This window comes from Pseudomonas sp. 10S5, from assembly GCF_035019745.1.
GTDB lineage: Bacteria > Pseudomonadota > Gammaproteobacteria > Pseudomonadales > Pseudomonadaceae > Aquipseudomonas.
Map to the genome: position 1 here is coordinate 22,805 of NZ_JASJVL010000016.1, position 16,414 is coordinate 39,218.

General features: G+C 53.6%; 15 protein-coding genes and 1 pseudogene. 3 read left to right on the forward strand and 13 right to left on the reverse strand.

The window, feature by feature from the left end:
- Positions 1–141: 141 nt before the first annotated feature.
- The 6 genes from gltP to QN378_RS17300 form a co-directional block, all read right to left on the reverse strand.
- Positions 142–1,473, reverse strand: coding sequence for a glutamate/aspartate:proton symporter GltP (gene gltP / locus QN378_RS17275; RefSeq protein ID WP_322205921.1), 1,332 nt, complete (start codon positions 1,471–1,473; stop codon positions 142–144).
- A 579-nt stretch (positions 1,474–2,052) separates the two neighbouring features.
- Entirely contained in the window at positions 2,053–2,535 is a 483-nt protein-coding gene (locus QN378_RS17280) for an inhibitor of vertebrate lysozyme family protein (RefSeq protein WP_407074072.1), read from the reverse strand.
- Positions 2,536–2,539: 4 nt separating this feature from the next.
- The gene (locus QN378_RS17285; protein ID WP_322166912.1) at positions 2,540–2,704 is read right to left on the reverse strand and encodes a DUF1328 domain-containing protein; all 165 of its coding nucleotides are present in this window, start codon (positions 2,702–2,704) and stop codon (positions 2,540–2,542) included.
- 66 nt (positions 2,705–2,770) lie between these two features.
- Entirely contained in the window at positions 2,771–3,052 is a 282-nt protein-coding gene (locus QN378_RS17290) for a hypothetical protein (protein ID WP_322205922.1), read from the reverse strand.
- A 227-nt stretch (positions 3,053–3,279) separates the two neighbouring features.
- Complete coding sequence (locus QN378_RS17295; RefSeq protein ID WP_322205923.1) at positions 3,280–3,714, reverse strand: PA2169 family four-helix-bundle protein; 435 nt, start codon at positions 3,712–3,714, stop codon at positions 3,280–3,282.
- Positions 3,715–3,773: 59 nt separating this feature from the next.
- Positions 3,774–4,622 carry a BON domain-containing protein gene (locus QN378_RS17300; RefSeq protein ID WP_322205924.1) on the reverse strand — a complete coding sequence of 283 codons (849 nt, stop codon included), beginning with the start codon at positions 4,620–4,622 and terminating at the stop codon, positions 3,774–3,776.
- A gap of 229 nt (positions 4,623–4,851) precedes the next feature.
- Between QN378_RS17300 and algB the strand changes: the two genes are divergently transcribed.
- The gene (gene algB / locus QN378_RS17305; RefSeq protein WP_323550713.1) at positions 4,852–6,198 is read left to right on the forward strand and encodes a sigma-54-dependent response regulator transcription factor AlgB; all 1,347 of its coding nucleotides are present in this window, start codon (positions 4,852–4,854) and stop codon (positions 6,196–6,198) included.
- Positions 6,199–6,208: 10 nt separating this feature from the next.
- Entirely contained in the window at positions 6,209–7,996 is a 1,788-nt protein-coding gene (locus QN378_RS17310) for an ATP-binding protein (RefSeq protein ID WP_323550712.1), read from the forward strand.
- Between the two features lie 46 nt (positions 7,997–8,042).
- Here the strand turns inward: QN378_RS17310 and QN378_RS17315 are convergent, their stop codons facing one another.
- The 7 genes and pseudogenes from QN378_RS17315 to QN378_RS17345 all read right to left on the reverse strand — a co-directional run bounded on the left by QN378_RS17315 (position 8,043) and on the right by QN378_RS17345 (position 15,327).
- The gene (locus QN378_RS17315; RefSeq protein ID WP_323550711.1) at positions 8,043–9,662 is read right to left on the reverse strand and encodes an EAL domain-containing protein; all 1,620 of its coding nucleotides are present in this window, start codon (positions 9,660–9,662) and stop codon (positions 8,043–8,045) included.
- A gap of 77 nt (positions 9,663–9,739) precedes the next feature.
- Positions 9,740–10,522 (reverse strand): N-acetylmuramoyl-L-alanine amidase, encoded by a 783-nt coding sequence (locus QN378_RS17320; RefSeq protein ID WP_322205928.1) that lies wholly within the window; start codon positions 10,520–10,522, stop codon positions 9,740–9,742.
- 107 nt (positions 10,523–10,629) lie between these two features.
- Positions 10,630–12,648 carry a diguanylate cyclase gene (locus QN378_RS17325; RefSeq protein ID WP_322205929.1) on the reverse strand — a complete coding sequence of 673 codons (2,019 nt, stop codon included), beginning with the start codon at positions 12,646–12,648 and terminating at the stop codon, positions 10,630–10,632.
- A complete protein-coding gene (locus QN378_RS17330) occupies positions 12,645–13,523 on the reverse strand; it encodes an endonuclease/exonuclease/phosphatase family protein (RefSeq protein WP_322205930.1) in 879 nt (292 codons plus the stop codon). The genes QN378_RS17325 and QN378_RS17330 overlap by 4 nt, the downstream gene beginning before the upstream one ends.
- An 11-nt stretch (positions 13,524–13,534) precedes the next feature.
- On the reverse strand, positions 13,535–14,176 hold the full coding sequence (locus QN378_RS17335) for a thiol:disulfide interchange protein DsbA/DsbL (RefSeq protein WP_322205931.1): 642 nt from the start codon (positions 14,174–14,176) through the stop codon (positions 13,535–13,537).
- 199 nt (positions 14,177–14,375) lie between these two features.
- Positions 14,376–14,990, reverse strand: a complete 615-nt coding sequence (locus tag QN378_RS17340; protein WP_322205932.1) for a c-type cytochrome — start codon at positions 14,988–14,990, stop codon at positions 14,376–14,378.
- A gap of 46 nt (positions 14,991–15,036) precedes the next feature.
- A pseudogene (locus QN378_RS17345) lies at positions 15,037–15,327 on the reverse strand (c-type cytochrome).
- Between the two features lie 190 nt (positions 15,328–15,517).
- Between QN378_RS17345 and yihA the strand changes: the two are divergent.
- Entirely contained in the window at positions 15,518–16,159 is a 642-nt protein-coding gene (yihA, locus tag QN378_RS17350) for a ribosome biogenesis GTP-binding protein YihA/YsxC (protein WP_322205933.1), read from the forward strand.
- Positions 16,160–16,414: the final 255 nt, after the last annotated feature.

The window sequence follows — 16,414 nt, forward strand, 5'->3', positions numbered from 1 at the left end:
CAGGAAGTCCCTCAGAAGATGCGCCGATGATAACGGTGGGGAGGTTCGACGACAAACAGGCAGGAGGCAATGCCAAGCACAATAAACACGGAATTACCAAACCCCGGAAATCCGGGGTTTTGTTTTGCAGCCAGTCAGCCTTCAATCAGCGACTGGCTGAGACTCTGGCAGTGGCGCTTTGCTGCGCCAGTGTGGGAGGGAGTTCCAGTAGGCTTGGCCCTTGGCATCGTCGTACATGCCTTCCCAGCGGGCGATAACCAACACAGCCAACGCATTGCCGATCACGTTCAGCGCGGTACGGGCCATGTCCATGATGCGGTCGACACCGGCGATAAACGCCAGGCCTTCCAACGGAATGCCGACACTGCCCAAGGTTGCCAAGAGCACCACGAACGACACGCCCGGTACACCCGCGATCCCTTTGGAGGTGACCATCAATGTCAGCACCAACATGATCTGCTGCCCGATTGACAAATCAATGCCGTACAGCTGAGCAATAAAGATCGCTGCAATGCTTTGGTACAGCGTCGAACCATCGAGATTGAACGAGTAGCCGGTGGGCACTACAAAGCTACAAATGGCCTTCGGTGCCCCGTAGGCTTCCATCTTCTCGATGACCCGTGGCAGAACAGTTTCGGAACTGGCGGTTGAGTAGGCCAACACCAGTTCGTCTTTGAAGATCCGCATCAACCTAATGACCGAGAAGCCGAACAGGCGCGCGATAGCGCCCAGCACGACAAAGGCAAAAAACGCGATGGCGAAGTAAACCAGAATCACCAGTTTGGCCAACGGCAACAGTGAGGCGAATCCGAAGTTAGCAACCGTCACCGCAATCAAAGCGAAGACGCCGATGGGCGCGTAACCCATGATCATGTGCGTGACTTTGAACATGCTTTCCGACACGCCCTGGAACATCGTCACCAGCGGCTCGCGCAGCTCCGGCTTCAGGCTGGAAAGCCCAAGGCCAAACAACACCGAGAAGAAGATGATCGGCAGCATGTCACCCCGAGCAATGGCGGCAAAGATGTTTGACGGAATCAGGTTAAGGATCGTCTGGATGAACGCATGCTCATGTTGAACCTCCGCGGCTGTCTCTTGGTACTTGGAGATGTCGACGGTCCCCAAGGTACTCAAATCGATCCCTGTGCCCGGATGGAACACGTTCGCCAACACCAGCCCGACCAAGATAGCGATGGTCGTGACCGCCTCGAAATACAAGATGGTTTTAAGACCAATACGTCCCAGCTTCTTCGCATCGCCCACGCCGGCAATCCCGACGATCAACGAAGACACCACTATCGGTATCACGATCATCTTGATCAACCGGATAAAGATGTCGCCTGCGGGTTGCAGCACATTGCCAATCCACCAGGCTTTTTCCGCACTGAAGTGATTAAGTACGGCGCCGATTGCAATCCCCAACACCAAACCAATGAGAATCTGCCAGGCGAGGCTTAGCTTTGCCTTCTTCATGTTAATACCCTTATATCCCGTAGAAGGTCGCTGCGAGCGAGCATCCCGGCTCTGTTGCACGCGAAAAAAGGCGCAACTATTCCCACGCAGAGACAAGACGTCTAATGCCGTAAACGCCTACCTCATGCCGAATCGGCATGATCTACTGAATTTCTCTGACAGAAGCCGCCTACGGAGGTACATGAAAAAAACCGAATTTGCCTAGCGAGCGGGCGAACAGGTGGGTATAGCGCAGGGGGGAAGGGGAGAAAAGCTAAACGCTTAGAAAATCAAAGGATCATTCGTAATGCAGGCATCGACGAATGAAAAGGCGGAGTTATCGATAAATGGTCACGCGGATAATGATTCGCAAGCCCAGCGAATCCATTTTTGAATCAATATCGCGGGCTTGCGCTACGTCTTAACCCTGACCCGACCCTAAACGGAAATACTCCCTGTATCCCTAGGTCGCTCCGATCCAACTGCAATCAAAACAACCCGGCCCCATGGTCATGCGCTCATCTTCATCAGGCGGCGCAGCCACCAAGAAGTCGTGCGAATTCAAGCGCCGACTTCACATCAGTGCGAGCATGCCAATGCTCAATACCACTTAGGATCTTTCTTCAGCTGTTCCATTAACAGTGCCTGCATACCCTTGTCAGGTTTCCCAAGGAAGCGATAATCGGCGTGACGCGTGGGCGACTTGTCAGCGGGCAAACCCGCCGGAACTTGCACCCACATCGCATACGCGTTTTTTTTATCGAAACTCACCGCAATGATAAGACGACTACTCAAACAACTGTCCGCCGACTCACACAGTGGGCCGACCAAATACTTATCACCTTTCTCAGTAACAGCGGACATGGGATCGGACGTACCGGAAAGGTTAAGCACCCAATCGGGGAGTCGCTCCTCCTTTTTAACAATACCCATCCATGTCTGCCGATACTCAGGGGACGAACTCAATAGATCGCTGACTCGAGTTTGACCATCATTAGACGCCGTTGCTAAAGCGCTGCCGCTTAGACAAGCGGCAGTCAGCAGCATCTGCAAGTAACACGTCTGCAAAAGCCTATTCAGCATCTTTTCAACCTCGACCGCGGCGGCCGAAGATGAACGAAGCTACAAACAACACCAGGAATACAACGAATAGGATCTTCGCGATACCCGTCGCAGTGCCAGCGATGCCACCAAAGCCCAAAACAGCGGCGACGATCGCAATAATCAGGAATGTAACAGCCCAACTCAACATAATGACTCTCCTTTTCTTTAGTATCTTTAGTTTTTTCGGGTAATTCGTTATCTCAATCGAACTTATTTAAAACACCCACGTTTGCGCATGAACCTTTTCATCAGGAAGTGCGGCCGCTTGTTCGGCGCGCAGTCGAATTGAGTTTTCTCCGGAAAAAAGCGTGCGCACAGAGGGGTAAGACTTAGAAATGGATATCCGCTGAGTTACATGTAGTGCGTCATGATGAGTGTCCCAACGCTGAACCTGCTGACCAACAACTAAAGTGAGGAAAATGACGAAGCTAGTAAACAACCCCTGCTGGGTATGCGCAGGCGAAATACGCAGTTGAGCGATACGCTGACGAATCATCCTGAATCTCCTCCACTGGAGTAGCTGCTCTTATTTTGTAATACAAAACGTATGGCTCATTCTATATTGAGACTATTGCACTCTGTGTGCCAGTGTCGATTTTAAATTTTCAATATATAAATCAATGACTTACTGTAATAACTCAAACGGGTCGGCAAGCATCTTGCACGATGTCATAACTGGCATCGTGCGTTATGCACGACCGTCGACCACTACTAACGTTGGCGTTAATGCGAATCGCGTTTCAAGTTACGCATCCGATCATGCGCAGCCCGTACTTGCGGCAGTTTTTCAGCAGCGACCGCCTTAACTTTAGGGTCTTCGCTTTGAAGTGCGTCTTCAAACGCGTGCAGAATGCGGTCCTCTGCTTCCTCCAACTGCTCTATGTACGTGTAGCTCTCATCGCTAGATAAAGTGGCTTTAGTGTCAGCGTATATCTGGCGTATCTTGCCGAGCATGGTTCCCCCATCAGCGGGCTTTTCGTTCTCAGTCACAACGTCTACAGAAAGCGCTCTGATCACTTCATTTTTTGCGTGGGCCATGTCTAGGAATAGCGCCTTGAAACGCGGATCTTTGACTTCATCGGCGGCATGCTCATAAAAACGCTGGCCGTCACGGATGATTTCAATTAACTCGTTAAGTTTTGTATGTGTCTCGCTCATGGTGATTCTCCGCTAGTAAGTACAAAGGACCGCTTGGATTCAGATTTAAGTGCACCGATTTATCCCGCCGTAGCGGTTACGACCTTCAAGGCATCTGCGTCTACGCCCCGGACGCCTCGGATGTTCCGGGCGATCTCTATTGCCAGTTGTTTTGCAGCGTAATTGGCGACGACGCCGTCGAGGCTCACCATCCCACTTCTGGTGTCGACCTTGATATTGATGCCATCAAGGTTACGACTGTATATAAGGCTGGATTTCACCTTGCTGGTGATCCACAAATCACTGATTGCCTCTCCCGCATTGTTCATACCAAGCGGAACCTTAGGCGCCGACGGATCAGTGGCGGTAAGGCTGATAAGGTTATTCACTTCTGTTACCCCATCTGTATTGCTGGCCAAGCTACCGGCAAGCAATTTGGCTTCAGCACTTTGTGCCTGCCCCTTAAGCGTGACTACACCGGCTTTGCTGTCGACTTGAATATTCAGAGCCTCAGTCACGCTGTTCCAAAGCAACTTTGATTTCACCGTGGCAGACAACGTGGCGTCTTCGAAATGCTGAGCAATCGTGGCTTTAGCTCCCGGTTCAACCACGACCATAGGATCAACTTCCAATCGGTTGTTGACCTTCTCGATCCCGGCAACGTCCAGAGCTATCTGCTCAGCTAATTCCCGGTCGACCTTATTTTCGACTTTGCCTTCAAGCACAGCCGTGCCGCTATCAACGCTTACTTTTATTTTGAACGGACTTAAGTGCCGGTTAAGTGCAAATGCAGTCCATATCGAGCCTTCTTGACGTGCCTCAGTGACTTGACTGGCTAAATCTTTCTCTGCCGCCTGCGCGACCATTGGCGTTAACCCAACCATCGCGCTTGTCGCAGTGACCAGCGCAATTTTTTTAAGCAAGTGCATAAGGCCATTCTCCATCCGACAGCCACCAGGACTTTTTACGAAAGCGATGCACGATTCGCAAGCGTCATGCCAGTACCGGTCGCAGCTAAAAATTCATAAATATCAAATTGATAACGGTGAGGGTATTACAGGGCTACCATGCAAGGCGCGGAATGAATCAGAATTGACCATGCAACTTGCCCGAAATTTCCGGGACTAACTCAGATCATTCATAACGGAGCGTAGGAATATGGACACAGCCACTGATCATCAGGGCCGTATTCTTTTAGTGGATGACGAATCCGCGATCCTTCGCACCTTCCGCTATTGCCTGGAAGATGAGGGCTATACCGTTGCAACCGCTAACAGTGCCGCCCAGGCAGAAACGCTGCTTCAGCGTCAGGTATTCGACCTTTGCTTTCTTGATTTACGCTTGGGCGAAGACAACGGCCTCGATGTTCTAGCGCAAATGCGGGTTCAGGCACCCTGGATGCGGGTTGTAATAGTCACAGCTCACTCGGCCGTTGATACCGCTGTGGATGCGATTCAGGCGGGGGCCGCTGACTATTTGGTCAAGCCGTGCAGTCCGGATCAATTGCGCCTGGCAACCGCCAAGCAGCTGGAAGTTCGTCAATTGTCGGCGCGCCTAGAGGCGTTGGAAGGGGAGGTCCGCAAACCTAAAGATGGTTTGGACTCCCACAGCCCCTCTATGATGGCCGTTTTGGAAACAGCCCGTCAGGTTGCCAATACGGACGCAAACATTCTGATTCTCGGCGAATCAGGTACCGGTAAAGGCGAGCTGGCTCGGGCAATCCATGGTTGGAGCAAGCGCGCCAAAAAATCTTGTGTGACGATTAACTGCCCGTCGTTGACAGCTGAGCTGATGGAAAGCGAGTTATTTGGCCACAGTCGTGGGGCATTCACAGGGGCCAGCGAAAGCACCCTTGGTCGCGTAAATCAGGCCGACGCAGGTACCCTTTTTCTGGATGAAATAGGTGATTTTCCGCTGACATTGCAGCCCAAGCTTTTGCGTTTTATTCAGGATAAGGAGTATGAACGAGTTGGCGACCCTGTGACCCGCCGCGCCGACGTTCGTATTCTCGCTGCCACTAACTTGAACCTCGAAGACATGGTACGTGATGGCCGTTTTCGCGAAGACCTTTTGTATCGCTTGAACGTTATCACCTTGCACTTGCCACCGCTGCGTGAGCGCAGCGAAGACATCCTCACGTTGGCAGATCGTTTTCTTGCCCGTTTCGTCAAGGAATATGCACGTCCCGCCCGTGGATTTAGCGAAGATGCTCGATCAGCGCTGCTCAACTATCGATGGCCCGGAAACATCCGTGAACTGCGCAACGTGATAGAGCGTGCCAGCATTATTTGCCCTCAAGAGCGGGTCGAAATAAGCCATCTGGGAATGGCTGAACAGCCGACCAACAACGCGCCCCGAGTAGGCGCGGCGATGAGTTTGGACGAACTGGAAAAGGCACACATCGGAGCTGTCTTAGCCACCAGTGATACCCTTGACCAGGCGGCGAAGACGCTGGGTATCGACGCCTCAACGCTTTACCGCAAACGCAAGCAATACAACCTATGAACGGCGACTTATGAAGCTGGCCATGAAGTTGCGTACTCGCCTGTTCCTGAGCATTTCAGCGCTAATGACTGTCGCCCTGCTGGGACTGTTACTTGGACTGGTCAGCGTTATGCAGATGGCCAAATCCCAAGAGTCCCTGATTCAAAACAACTTCATATCCTTAGACTTAAGCATGAAGTTACGCCAGAACTTGGGCGATCAGCTGATATTGATGCTCGAGACGCCCCCAGACCGGAAGGCTATCGGCCATACGCAGCAAGAGTTCCAGGATCTGCTGGCCAAAGGCATTGAACACGATGCACAAGACCATGTGCAAGACGGCTTTGTCCACGCGCGTGCCGATTATCAACAGTTTTTGTACGACTTCGATCAGCTCCAAGCACAACCCGCGACGCTGCATGACAACCTCATGCTAACGAACAGCTTCAAGGCGTTGCGCGGCACCTTGATCAGCGCGCATAAACAGGCGCTGGACAATATCAGCCGCACACAAAATACGGCTCGGGAACGAGCATTGTGGGTCGCGGGCTTGTTGGGTTTGGTGGGCATCGCGGTTCTGTGCATTGGGTTTATCACTGCCCATGGCATTGCCCGGCGCTTCGGCGCTCCCATCGAAGCGTTGGCCAAAGCCGCCGACAAGATTGGCCAAGGAAATTTCGAGGTCACGCTTCCGATTTCTTCGGCTGCGGAAATGAACTTGCTAACCCGCCGATTCGGAATCATGGCGCAAGCACTGCGCCAACATCAGGCAACCAATATCGACGAGCTACTTGCAGGCCAGCAGAAGCTGCAAGCGGTACTGGACAGCATTGACGACGGCCTGCTGATGATCGACCGGCAAGGTCGTTTGGAGCACCTTAACCCGGTAGCACAGCGCCAATTGGGGTGGGATGAAAATCGCCTCGGGCAGGGGCTGGGCGAAGCGTTGCAGCGCCCGGAACTGGATGAACAGCTGTATCTGACCCTTCGTGGTGCCAACCTTGAACGGGCGCCTGAAGACCTCGCCATTGAGGTGGATGGTGAGTCAAGGCTGCTGACCTACAGCCTGACACCCGTCAGTCATACCAGGGGCAATATCCTGGGTGCGGTGATGGTATTACATGACGTGACAGAGCAGCGTGCGTTCGAGCGGGTCAGAAGCGAGTTTGTGCTGCGTGCCTCACACGAACTCCGAACGCCTGTGACCGGCATGCACATGGCGTTCGGCCTGCTGCAGGAACGTTTGCATTTTCCGTCTGACTCCCGCGAAGCGGACCTGCTCAACACCGTCAATGAAGAAATGCAGCGCTTGATGCAGTTGATCAACGACTTGCTGAATTTTTCCCGCTACCAGAATGGTTTGCAAAAACTTAGCTTGGCGCCCTGTGCCATCGAAAATTTACTCGCGCAGGCCCGCGAACGTTTCAACCAACAAGCCGATGATCAAAATACCGTGTTGCTTGTAGAAATACAGGAACCCTTGCCACTCTTGCACGCTGATCAGGCGCAGCTGGAGCGGGTGCTAGATAACTTGTTGGATAACGCTTTGCGTCATACGCCGGAGAACGGACTCATCCGCTTGCAGGCCCGTCGCCATGGCGAGCGGGTAATCGTCAGCGTGGAAGACAACGGGGAAGGAATCGCTTACGGGCAACAGGGCCGAATTTTCGAGCCATTCGTTCAAGTCGGGCGCAAAAAGGGCGGCGCAGGGTTAGGTCTGGCACTGTGTAAGGAAATCGTGCAACTTCACGGTGGTCGGATGGGTGTTTATTCGCGACCGGGGCAGGGCACGCAGTTTTATATGGCGTTGCCGCTTTAAGCAGATTTTCCGAAAGGGTAGGCTTGCTCGCGAATAAGCTGACGCATCAGGCTTCATCATCATTGCGGCGACTTATCGTACGTCTACCTCCTGTAACCAATTCCGTCAGCTTCGTCGCAGTCAAGGGTCGGGCAAACAACCAGCCTTGACCGTAGTTCACCCCCTCACTGCTGAGCAGTACGGCTTGCGCTTCATATTCGATCCCTTCGGCAATAACCCTTAATTCCAGCGCATGGGCCATGCGAATGATGTGTGGTGCCACACCGCTGCTTGCCGCATCGTGCCCCAGCGCATCGATAAATGCCTTGTCGATCTTCAAGCAGTCAACCGGCAAGGTTTGCAGATAAGCAAGACTGCAATATCCAGTACCAAAATCGTCGATCAACACCTGATGACCCACATCGCGCAGTGCTTGCAGATGATTGCGCGCGACTACCACGTCGATAAGGCCACGTTCGGTCACCTCAAAGGCTATTTGGCTAGGAGACACACGATGCTGAGCTAGCAATCTCGCAGTCACCCGACCGATGCGAGGTGCCATGACGTCACAAGCCGCCAGGTTTACGGAAATATAAAGGTGTGGGTTAGCGCGCAGCAGGTGGCCTAATTGTTCCAACAACTGCTGAAGCACGAAGTCTGTGATTTGGCGTATTTGTCCGGTGTTTTCCGCCAGCGGGATGAACAAATCGGGACTGGTCAGGCTGCCATCTTGGCGTCGCCATCGCACCAGTGCTTCGGCACCAACACAACGGCGACTTTTTAGGTCGAAGATCGGTTGGTACAACACCTGTAACTCACCACGGCGCAATGCCCCCTGAAGCTCACCCCCCAGCGATTGGCGTTCACGCATCAATTGCAGCACCAATATGCCAACGCAAAACGCAATAAGTAAACTGGCGGGGGCGAGAAACCACCAAGCGCCGCCCCACTGCTGTCCGAGCGAAGCCCGCGGGGTAATAAGCACTAACTGATACTCAGGGCTCTGTGTGGGCATGCGATAAATCAGCTGTGTAGGCGTCGTGACCAGGGTTTCCGCGGTGATTGATGACCAGTCCGGTGTGGGAGGCCACAGTTGGGAGGGGCCTAAAACAGGGATGGCCCTGGCCCCGTTGTCTAGTACCACCAACAAGCTGCCACCCTCAGGCAAATCAACCACATCGGTCAGGTGTCCACGAGACGTCGACACCCGAAAGTCACCTCGCCCCAGCATTAACGCCGCCAGATTGTCGTCCGGCTGTGCCGAAGTATTGAGCCAATAGTCGTAAGTCGGCCCGCGAATATCAGGGGGACGCGGGCGGTTGAGTTCAGTCCGGTGCGGCCAATTGGAGCACGGTTGATCATTACCACCCACGAAGGCCGCTTCATATATGAATCGATAGCTGACGCTAACCTGTCGCAATATTTCCAGCATCTGCGGTTCGCAGGAACGTAAGGGCTGTGCTTCCAGTTGATCAAGACCTTCACGCAACTGTCCAAACAACTGCTCCAGACGTACCAGAAAGCGGTCACCCCGGGCATTCATCTGCTCCCTTTCGTCTTGCCGAGCCTCATTCAGAATCAAACTGAAGCTACCGCCCAGCAAAAGGGCAGCACTAAGCATTGCCGCAAGCAAAGCAAGCAGCCAAGGACGAGAGCTCGCTATGCGTGCTGCAGCCGTGGACATCATTGGTTATCCGGAGAATACCAATGAGGTATAGCAACAAGTTAGAAAAATGCCCGTCAAATCAGAAAGGCGAAGCGTATTTAGTTGTGATGGTTTAACACTTGGAGAATAGCTGCGCTTTGCACATCCGGCTGTCCATCGAAGCGCTCGGGTCGATAATGCATCTGAAATGCAGCAACGACGCGACGGGTGGCCGTGTCGAGCTCTCCGGTTTGAGGGGTCGCGTAGCCTAACTGAGCCAATTGCTGTTGGAACCAACTGACGCTCGGCAAATTATTCATCATGAATGCTTGGCGTTGCGCGACATCCTGAGCATTCGGCCAAATCCCTAACCCTTCATCTGCCAGGCGTTTCCATGGAAATAAAGGACCGGGATCAAGTTTGCGCTGCGGTGCGATATCGCTGTGACCAATGACGTGTCTGGGGTCAATGTGATTGCGCTTGACAATATCCTTGAGCAATAAGGTTAAAGCCTGGATCTGCCCTTCACTGTAGGGGTACCAGACGCGCCCAGCGGGCAAGTCACGATAGCCAGGGTTGACGATTTCGATACCGATGGAGCTGGAGTTGAGCCACGTACGGCCTTCCCATTCACTTTCACCGGCATGCCAGGCACGGAGGTTTTCATCAACCAGCTTGTAGACCACTGGATACTGCTGGTCGCCAATCAAGTAATGGCTGCTGACCTCTCCATGAGTCAATAACGCCAGGGAGCGCTCCAACGGCGCGGTCGTGTAGTGCACGATGACGTACTGGGCCCGGCTGTCGAAATTAGCTGATGGATGATTGGTGTCGAGCCTTAACCCATTACTGCTACATGCGGTCAGGAGAAGGAGCATTACCAACGAGGAAAGCAATTTCATGGCAGGTCAAAACACCTAGGAACGTGACGCCATAGCATAACGGAATGCAGAGGAAGCGCTGCGCTAAAGCCAGAATTGAAATATCCGCTCATCCAATCGATTCGATCTCAGCCTTGTTCGATCCGATTCCGACCTTCATTTTTGGCTCGATACAAAGCCTGGTCCGCCCGATGGATGACCGACTCACTGCGTTCACCGACTCGAAAAGCAGTGATCCCCATCGACAACGTGATAGTGACCGGCTCGCCCTTGAAGTGGAATGGACATGCCTCAACCGCCATACGCAGCTTATTCAGAAGCGCCATTCCCTCAATCATGGACGTTTCAGGGATAAGCAGGACGAACTCCTCTCCGCCAAATCGAGCGATAAAATCGCCCGGGCGTAGGCGTTTGCGCAATTCAGTGCCAATGATTTTGAGTACCTTGTCGCCTGCAAGGTGCCCGTAGTTGTCGTTGATTCTCTTGAAATGATCAAGGTCAAGCATGCTCAACAACAGGTTATTTCCGTTTTTTTGCCACAGATCGACTTCATGTTCCAGTCGCTCACTCCATGCCGCACGATTAGGTAACGTCGTCAGCGGGTCGACCAACGCTTTTTGACGCTGTTCTTCGAGGTGGACCCGAAATCCTTGAGCTTCTTGCTCCATAGTCGCCACCCGTGTTGCCAAGCCTTGTAAGCGTAACGCAACCTCTTGTTCGCGCTCATCGTGGTGCCGTTGATGCTGATCCATAGTGCCGAGCAACCCTTCAAGGCGGGTTTCCAACACCTGCTTAAGGCTGGTCAAGTCAGTGGCTTCTTGCAGGCTGCTTTGCAAGCCATCGACTTGTTCGCGCAATTCACTCTGCATACCCCGCGCCGCGCAGCGGCCATCAGCGTGGTTATCACTGACGGCTTGCAGGTTATTCTGGAAGGACTCCAACCGCTCATTGAGCTGTTTGAGATACACCTCGAAATCGCGCTGGCCACTGTCGTTGATTGCCAGCATTAACACGGCGAGATCATCGAGAATCGGCAGCAGTTCGTACCAGTTCAGCCCCTTTTCCAAGCGAGCCCGCATTGCTATCGCCTGAGGACGATGGTGCTCGGGCAGTGTTAACTCATCAAGCAGGCCCAACAGCGTTTCTTCGATGTGAATCGCGACCGAGCTGTAACTGGGCTCAGGGGAGGAGGGTAAATCGTAGGTCGTATCTGGTTCTATAACGGTGTGATCCAGGTCGGATGATGTCTCCAGCGTGACCTCTCGCAGCTGTTCTTCGGACGGTGGACTCGGCGCCGCTTTTTCTGATCGGGCTTCTGACAATACAGCTAGCGGTTTGATCGGCTCCGACACTGTGGAGGACACTTCAGTGACCTGAATATCAACGGAGGCAGGTGTTTCAGTAAACACTAGCGGATCTTCGACGGCGGCGGAATGCGCAGCCGTTAAAATTAGATCCGGTGCTGGTGCAGGGGTTGGGAGTAGCGCAACGACAATCTTGGGCTCGACTGGAGTTCGGATAGATTGAGGCGCTTCGACGACGCCCGATTCCAAAACAGGCGTTGAAGCAGCCTCCACGAACGCGTCTGACATCACCTCCGCGCCTGTATTTGCAGCTTCGCGCCCGCCGAACAGTCGCTGCAAAAGCCCTGGCCGAGTTGACTCGTCAGCATCAGCATGCTCTAGAACGGTCAGGGCCTTGCCTTGCAAACCGCTTAACTCATCGAGCAGTAGCGGCAGTTCCCGCGCTTGAGAAACCCGATCATCCAACTGCTTGGCAAATGCCTTGAGCGGACGGCTGACTTCACGTGGTAACGGCAGGCGTTGCAGCTGACTAACTAATGCGTTCAATGCCGTGCCCATCTGCCCGACCCGGGTCTCCCGACGCTGCTCCGAGTCGAGTACGGCTTTTTCCAAACGCGGGATCAGGGCTGCAAGGCCTGCGTCCATGTCATCACGGCGGACGATTTCACGCATTTCCTTCATGCACTGGTCGACCGCTCGATCAGTGCCCTCAGCCGCTAGACTGCTGCGCACCAGACCTCGACGCAACAGGTCAAGCCGAGCGTTCCAGCGAATCTGAAGCTTGTCTTGTTGCTCAATGTTTTTTAGGTACTTTTCTTTCCAGCGCGCAGCTTCGTCGCTCATGCGAGGGTTCCGCGAGGAGGCGTGCCGAGAACAGGCAGCGCATCTGAATTCAAAAAGTCCGGCAACCGAATCTCTACCGCTACGGGTAAATGATCAGAGATGGGCTGAGCTAAAACCTGCACCCGCTCAAGAGTCAGGGTAGGACTAAGTAAAATATGATCAAGACAACGTTGTGGGCGCCAGCTTGGGAAGGTTGCCTCAATCTGCGGCGCTAGGAGCCCAAGGTCTCGCAGCGGAGAGCTCTCAAGCAAGTCAATAGCATGAGTGTTCATGTCACCCATCAGCACTTGGTGGTGATAATCACCAATCAGGTCACGAATATAAGACAACTGGAGGTTACGCACGCGCGCACCTAAAGCAAGGTGCATCATCACCACCACCAACGCCTCAGGCCCTTCCCCGAAACGGACAAGTATCGCGCCGCGCCCAGCAGGCCCCGGCAACGGATGATCCTCAATTGCCCACGGCCGCAAGCGGCTGAGTACGCCATTGCTGTGCTGGCCAAACCGACCGAGATTGCGGTTGAGTTGTTGATACCAATACGGGAACGCACCTAGTTGGGCAAGGTGCTCGACTTGATTGACGTAACCGGAGCGCAGGCTGCCGCCATCGGCTTCTTGTAACGCAACGAGATCGAAGTCGCCCAACAGACCACCGATTTTTTGCAGGTTGCCCGCCCGCCCGGTGTGAGGCAGCAGATGCTGCCACCCACGGGTCAAATAATGCCGGTATCGCTCGGTGCTGATGCCAACCTGTATGTTGAAGCTGAGTAAGCGCAACCGACCATCGGCCGGTAAACCGCTTGCTTGAAGGTGGTGCTCGTTGATATTCGCATCAGGTCGCCCAACGACGCGCTCCGTTCTCCAGCGTCGCATGGCCGGCGCGCTTACTTGGCAGCGACAGAGGCGCGTTCTTTAGCGATCAGCTGATCGGCGACTTGAAGCGCCTGCTCAGGACCGCCAGCAGTGCCCAGGTCAAAGCGATACTTACCATTTACGATCATGGTTGGCACACCAGAAATCTCGTATTTCTTCGCCAGTTCTTTGTACTGGGCAATTTTGCCTTTCACTGCGAAGGAGTTGTAGGTCTCCAGGAACTTGGTTCTGTCGACGCCTTGGGTAGCCACGAAATCAGCCATGTCCTCTGGCTTGTCGAGGCGCTTGTGTTCTTTCTGAATGGCTTCGAATACTGCCGCGTGGACTTTGCTTTCTACACCCATGGTGTCGAGGGTAATAAACAACTGACCGTGAGCGTCCCACGGGCCGCCGAACATGGCTGGAATTCGGATGAAGTGAACATCAGCCGGCAGTTTTGCAACCCAAGGATTAATGACGGGCTCAAAGGCATAGCAGTGTGGGCAGCCATACCAGAACATTTCGACTACTTCGATTTTGCCCGGCACCGAGACAGGGACGGCGCTGCTCAGCTCGACATATTGTTTGCCCGCTTCAATTGGATCGGCAGCTTGGACAGACATTCCGAACAAGCTGGCGGCAACGAGAGCGGCGCCGAGAATCAGATTACGCATGCTTTACTCCTGGGCATTTTAAGTCGCCTTAACGCGACCTGTCTTTGACTCGGTCGGTCGGCTTGAGTTCGCTAGTGTAACGCTGGCAGGTGTGAAAAAGGGCAGCCGAAGCCACCCTTTTTGAACCCGCGTCCTTGCTTGAAAGCCTGAAAATCAATGCGACGCGTGAAAACCGATCGCAAAAACGATCAACTCACTGTTAATGCAGGCCTTCGATATAAGCGGATAATGCTGCAATGTCTTTGTTGCTGAGCTTCGAGGCTACGCTGCGCATCACCATCGTGTCGCCATCGTTAGTACGATCGCCTTCACGGAAGTTGGTCAACTGTTTTGTTACGTAGGCCGCATGCTGACCACCCAAGTGCGGGAAGCCGGCAGCAGGGTTACCCACGCCATTGGGCGAGTGGCAACCGGTACAGGCAGGCATGCCCTGATCCAGCTTTCCGCCACGGAACAAGGCTTCGCCTGCGGCAACCAGTTTCGGATCAGCTGCGCCGACGCTGCCTTTCTGACTGGAAAAATAAGCCGCGATATCCGCTAAGTCTTGGTCCTGCAAGTTGGTCAACAGACCGGTCATCTCCAAGACCGTTCGCTTACCCTCCTTGATGTCATGCAACTGTTTGATCAGGTAACGATTTCCCTGACCCGCCAATTTGGGAAAATTGGGCGCCATGCTATTGCCATCTGGACCATGACAAGCGCCACACACAGCAGCTTTTGCCTGACCAGCAGCAGCATCGCCCACTACAGCGGCAGCGTGGGCAATACCGGAGATGCCCAGGGTCAAGACCAGACTCGCGAGTAATTTGTTCATCAGCTATCCAACTACGGCTAAGGGTGAGAAAGTTATGTATCGAGAATTACTGGCTCATCCAATAGATGACAACGCGGTAATCCTCGCTACTGCAGTCCATGCACAATCCACGCGGCGGCATCGCCTTGAAACCCTGGGTCACATGCTGCACCAGCGCCTCCACGCCTTGCGACAGTCTAGGCGCCCAAGCTGTCCTGATCGCCGGGTTAAGGCGCCATTGGCAACTGGCCGACTGACAGGCCGCACAAGCACGGTTGTACACAGCTTCTGGTCCTGTGTAGCCTGAGTACTGAAGAACGGCATGAAGGAAACCGGTAACTAAGGGCCATTTCTTCAGAAAACGACTTGTTCAGGGTTGGGAACGTGCTGCGTTCTAATGCGCAATTCACTCAATCGTCCCCGTGAACTTCATCCTACGGTGGGACAAAGCGCACACAAAATCTACGGCATTATATACTGGCGCTACTGAAACGGAAACGACACTGCTTGCCGCGCCTCTGCCGGCACCCGCCCTCATCGGAAATATCATGCAATTCAAGAACCCCATCCTAGGCCTGTGCCAACAGGCTACCTTCATGCTCAGCGCCGCTAAAGTCGACCAATGCCCCGACGACGAAGGCTTCGAGGTGGCCTTTGCCGGGCGTTCCAACGCTGGCAAGTCGAGTGCGTTGAACACTCTTACCCATGCGAGCCTGGCCCGCACCTCGAAAACGCCCGGCCGTACCCAACTGCTAAACTTTTTCAATTTGGATGAAGAACGTCGCCTGGTCGACTTGCCCGGCTATGGTTACGCGAAGGTGCCTATCCCGCTGAAACTGCACTGGCAGCGCCATTTAGAAGCGTACTTGGGCAGCAGGGAAAGCCTTAAAGGTTTGATTTTGATGATGGATATCCGTCATCCCATGACAGATTTCGACCTGCTGATGCTTGATTGGTCCATCGCCAGCCACATGCCTATGCATATTTTGCTGACCAAAGCCGACAAACTGACCTATGGCGCAGCAAAAAATACTTTACTGAAGATTCAGGCAGAAATTCGCAAAGGCTGGGGCGAAGCAGTAAGCATCTCGCTGTTTTCAGCACCAAAACGCTTGGGTCTAGAGGAAGCCTATACGGTCTTGGCGGGCTGGATGGAGCTGGCGGACAAGGTCTCCGAGCCAGCGTCATAGGAATTACAGGCAAAAAAAACCCCGGGCTTCTATGGGGAGGAGGAAGTTCCGGGGTCCAAGGTCCAGACCTTTAGGGCGAGGTCTAGATATCTGCCAACACTTAACACAACATAGGAGCATCGAAGGGCTTCACCAGCCATTCCTAGTCTCTGAGTGCCAATTCACCGGTTTAGTTCCTTGGTGGTTAAAGCTGTTCGCGATAGAAATCGAAAATTCGAAGCATAAGCCGCCGATAGATAGCGTTGTTACTGCGAC

What these genes read in the sequence shown, in the direction of transcription:
- gltP (WP_322205921.1), bottom strand. Translation starts at nt 1,473, where the DNA reads ATGAAGAAGGCAAAGCTAAGCCTCGCCTGGCAGATTCTCATTGGTTTG.
- QN378_RS17280 (WP_407074072.1), bottom strand. Translation starts at nt 2,535, where the DNA reads ATGCTGAATAGGCTTTTGCAGACGTGTTACTTGCAGATGCTGCTGACT.
- QN378_RS17285 (WP_322166912.1), bottom strand. Translation starts at nt 2,704, where the DNA reads ATGTTGAGTTGGGCTGTTACATTCCTGATTATTGCGATCGTCGCCGCT.
- QN378_RS17290 (WP_322205922.1), bottom strand. Translation starts at nt 3,052, where the DNA reads ATGATTCGTCAGCGTATCGCTCAACTGCGTATTTCGCCTGCGCATACC.
- QN378_RS17295 (WP_322205923.1), bottom strand. Translation starts at nt 3,714, where the DNA reads ATGAGCGAGACACATACAAAACTTAACGAGTTAATTGAAATCATCCGT.
- QN378_RS17300 (WP_322205924.1), bottom strand. Translation starts at nt 4,622, where the DNA reads ATGCACTTGCTTAAAAAAATTGCGCTGGTCACTGCGACAAGCGCGATG.
- algB (WP_323550713.1), top strand. Translation starts at nt 4,852, where the DNA reads ATGGACACAGCCACTGATCATCAGGGCCGTATTCTTTTAGTGGATGAC.
- QN378_RS17310 (WP_323550712.1), top strand. Translation starts at nt 6,209, where the DNA reads ATGAAGCTGGCCATGAAGTTGCGTACTCGCCTGTTCCTGAGCATTTCA.
- QN378_RS17315 (WP_323550711.1), bottom strand. Translation starts at nt 9,662, where the DNA reads ATGATGTCCACGGCTGCAGCACGCATAGCGAGCTCTCGTCCTTGGCTG.
- QN378_RS17320 (WP_322205928.1), bottom strand. Translation starts at nt 10,522, where the DNA reads ATGAAATTGCTTTCCTCGTTGGTAATGCTCCTTCTCCTGACCGCATGT.
- QN378_RS17325 (WP_322205929.1), bottom strand. Translation starts at nt 12,648, where the DNA reads ATGAGCGACGAAGCTGCGCGCTGGAAAGAAAAGTACCTAAAAAACATT.
- QN378_RS17330 (WP_322205930.1), bottom strand. Translation starts at nt 13,523, where the DNA reads ATGCGACGCTGGAGAACGGAGCGCGTCGTTGGGCGACCTGATGCGAAT.
- QN378_RS17335 (WP_322205931.1), bottom strand. Translation starts at nt 14,176, where the DNA reads ATGCGTAATCTGATTCTCGGCGCCGCTCTCGTTGCCGCCAGCTTGTTC.
- QN378_RS17340 (WP_322205932.1), bottom strand. Translation starts at nt 14,990, where the DNA reads ATGAACAAATTACTCGCGAGTCTGGTCTTGACCCTGGGCATCTCCGGT.
- yihA (WP_322205933.1), top strand. Translation starts at nt 15,518, where the DNA reads ATGCAATTCAAGAACCCCATCCTAGGCCTGTGCCAACAGGCTACCTTC.